At 65.5% G+C, this 3,019-nt stretch carries 2 protein-coding genes and 1 pseudogene; all 3 read left to right on the top strand.

Going from position 1 to position 3,019, the window contains the following annotated elements; all coding sequences use genetic code 11:
* Positions 1 to 532, top strand: a pseudogene (locus ACLJPY_RS50050) (hypothetical protein); the annotation flags it as partial.
* Positions 529 to 825, top strand: coding sequence for a hypothetical protein (locus tag ACLJPY_RS50055; RefSeq protein WP_410598076.1), 297 nt, complete (start codon positions 529 to 531; stop codon positions 823 to 825). The pseudogene ACLJPY_RS50050 and the gene ACLJPY_RS50055, both read left to right, overlap by 4 nt.
* Before the next feature lie 580 nt (positions 826 to 1,405).
* A complete protein-coding gene (locus ACLJPY_RS50060; RefSeq protein ID WP_410598077.1) occupies positions 1,406 to 2,866 on the top strand; it encodes a pentapeptide repeat-containing protein in 1,461 nt (486 codons plus the stop codon).
* The last annotated feature ends 153 nt before the right edge of the window (positions 2,867 to 3,019 follow it).

A 3,019-nucleotide genomic window follows, 5' to 3' on the forward strand; every position in this document is an offset into this window, starting at 1 on the left:
CCAGCGCCTGGCGTTCATCCGGCGCGTGCTCACCGACACCTCTATTCCGCCGGCCGACCGGGTGCTCGCACTGCTGATTCTGCTCTACGCACAACCACTGGTGAAGATCGCGCGGCTGACCGTCGACGATGTCCTGCGCGAGCACGACCAGGTCCTGCTCCGGCTCGGCGACCCACCGATCCCGGTGCCACAGCCCTTCGCCGGCGTGCTGCTCGACTACGTCGCCAACCGCCCCAACATGTTCTCCGCGGCCAACCCGGATAGCCGCTTCCTGTTCCCGGGACGCCGGGCCGGCCAGCCGCTGCACACGACTTCCCTGCGTTTGCGGCTGCGGAACCTCGGACTGCCCGGCCTCGACGCGCGCACCGCCGCGATCCGCCAGCTGCTGCTCGAAGCACCGGCCGCGGTCGTCGCCGGCATGCTCGGCTACCACCCCGGCACGGCCGAAACCCTCGCCATCCAAGCCGGATCCACCTGGACCCGCTACGCCGCCGGCGACCACCAGCGACCACAGTCACAAGGAGCGCGATGACCGTCGACGACACCACCGCATCCGGAACCCGGCGCCGCTCGGTCCCGCTCGTGTTCGTCGCCGGTGCCGGGATCGGGCTTCTCGGCGGGATGATCGGCCTCGGCGGCGCCGAATTCCGGTTACACCTGCTGGTGAGCCTTTTCGGCTTCACTGCCCTCTCCGCGGTCATCCTGAACGTGGCGATGAGCCTCATCGTGGTCATCACGGCGCTGCCCGCCCGCCTGGCCACGGTCTCGGCCAGCGACCTCGGCGCGCACTGGGCGGTCGCGGTGAACCTGCTCGCGGGCATCTGACCTGGGCCGCCATCACGCTCATGACCCCGCCGGTTGACCCGGCGCCCAGATCGAGCGGGGACCGGTCAGCAGGCCGCCTGACCAGGTGACGACCCCGTGTCGGGGCTACCACGCTCCCGGAAAGGTGTCTACCGTGGAAGACCAGGAATGTCCTGCGTGCCTGGGCTCTGGCCGCACCGAACTGGAAGGACTATTGCCGCAACTGTGGAGGACTCGGTCTCGTCCCGAAATAGGTACCCTGTCTGCGAGGACGAGGGCGTCTTGACATGGACACAACCCTGCCGGACGGCAACGGCGGCAAGATCCACCGTGAGATGGCGATGCCGTGTCCGCACGGCTGTGGGCCCGGCTGGAAACACCCCGCCGCTAAGAACCACCGCGTGGTCGACACCGACCTGCCCGACAACCGGCCCCACCGAGTGCGGAGCGAGGTCGACGCCATGGAAGACAGCGACCGCGACACCAGGTACGGCGAATTCCTCGACCAAGCCCTTGCCCAGTCCGCTACACCTGGCGCAACGGCCGCCGACAATCTTGACCACACCCGGCCACCAGCGGGGTGGCGAGCCCTAGGGAGAACATGGCCGACTATGACCGCAGCGACGAGGACCGGAAAGCGCCTGTTCGGGTGCTGTCTCGCCGCACCATCGCGGTGTACGCCTGGCTGTTGCTCATCCTGGCAGGCGTCTCCTCATGGCTGTTGCTCACGCACTTCGGTGACGGCAGCGAGGCCAGCAAAACCCGACTGGACTCAATCCGCGCCGTTGGCACGATCGTGCTCGGTGCCGGCGGCGCAGTCGGTCTCCTGCTGGCCGCACGCCGACAGCGAACCACCGAACAAGACCTGGTGGAAAAGCGCCGTGACCTCGCGCTGAAGCAACGTGCGCAGGTCCACGCTGAACGGGTCCAACGGCACGCCGAACAGGTCGCTGCCGATACCCAGCAACTCCAACTGAAAGTCGCGTGGGACACGGCGGTAGACGCGGCCGCACGCCGCGTGACTGAACTGTTCGATACCGCGGTAGACAAGCTCGGCTCGGAGAAAGCCCCGGTCCGTTTCGGAGGACTCTACGCACTCGAACGTCTCGCCGGGCACGCCCCAGACCAGCAGCCTGCGATTTCGAAGGTGCTGTGCGCCTACTTACGCATGCCCTACCTCGAGCCTGGTGACATCCCCGGCCCGGACACCGACGACGCGGTCCTCGCTCGCTACGAACGCCGACGCGAGGAACGCGAGGTTCGCCTCGCGGTCCAACGCGTCCTGGCCGATCACCTGAACCCCAGGATCAACACGAGCAATCCACTACCCCGCTACTGGCCCAACGCGGCAATTGATCTCACCGGCGCCACCCTCATCGACCTCGACTGGAGCCACTGCCGAGTCCCAGGCGAGAACGTGTCATTCCGCAATGCCACCTTCACCGGTAGCACCAAGTTCTCGTCGACCACCTTCACTGGGGATGCACAGTTCAGCGGAGCCACTTTCACCGGCAGCGCCTCGTTCGACAACGCCACCTTCACCAGCGAAGGAAGGTTCAGCAACGCCGTCTTCACCAGCGATGCGCGGTTCAACCGAACCACCCTCACCAGCGCTAGGTTCGACCTCGCCACCTTCGCCGGTGGTGCCTGGTTTGACAGCGCCAACTTCACCAGGTTCGCGTACTTCGGGAGGACCACGTTCGACCAGACGGCGTGCTTCACAAAGGTTACCTTCCCCCAAGATGCGCCGATCAATGAAAATCAGCTGAACGACAGTGCCTCCAGGAACCGCCAGGACGCAGTCCCGACCAACCAGAAGAGCACTTTCATCAGCGCGCGCTTCAGCGAAGCCACTTTCACCGGCAGCGCCTCGTTCGACGAACACGCCACAGTCGATCTATTCGGGGCCCAGGCCACTCTTGCTGTGCCTGGCGCTGTGCTAGGACTGCGACACGAGTGGCCGAGAGGATGGGCGGTGCGCCCTCAGGCCACTAAATCAGCCACATCCAAGGACTCAGGTTGGGGCATCCTGGTCCGCGAGCACCTTGCTACTTCTGACTAACAGCACACATCGAGCTGAACCTCAACAGGCTACCTGTACTGATCAACTCCTGCGTCCATCCGGAGCTTTGTCGTCACTTCATGAGCAGGCCGCAGGTTCAACTTCCCCGCCAACGAACACGCGCCGAACGAATACGCGTCGTTACCAGTAACC

The sequence above is a fragment of the Amycolatopsis sp. lyj-23 genome, assembly GCF_046549135.1.
In the GTDB taxonomy this organism is placed as follows: Bacteria; Actinomycetota; Actinomycetes; order Mycobacteriales; family Pseudonocardiaceae; genus Amycolatopsis.

What these genes read in the sequence shown, in the direction of transcription:
- ACLJPY_RS50055 (WP_410598076.1), top strand. Translation starts at nt 529, where the DNA reads ATGACCGTCGACGACACCACCGCATCCGGAACCCGGCGCCGCTCGGTC.
- ACLJPY_RS50060 (WP_410598077.1), top strand. Translation starts at nt 1,406, where the DNA reads ATGGCCGACTATGACCGCAGCGACGAGGACCGGAAAGCGCCTGTTCGG.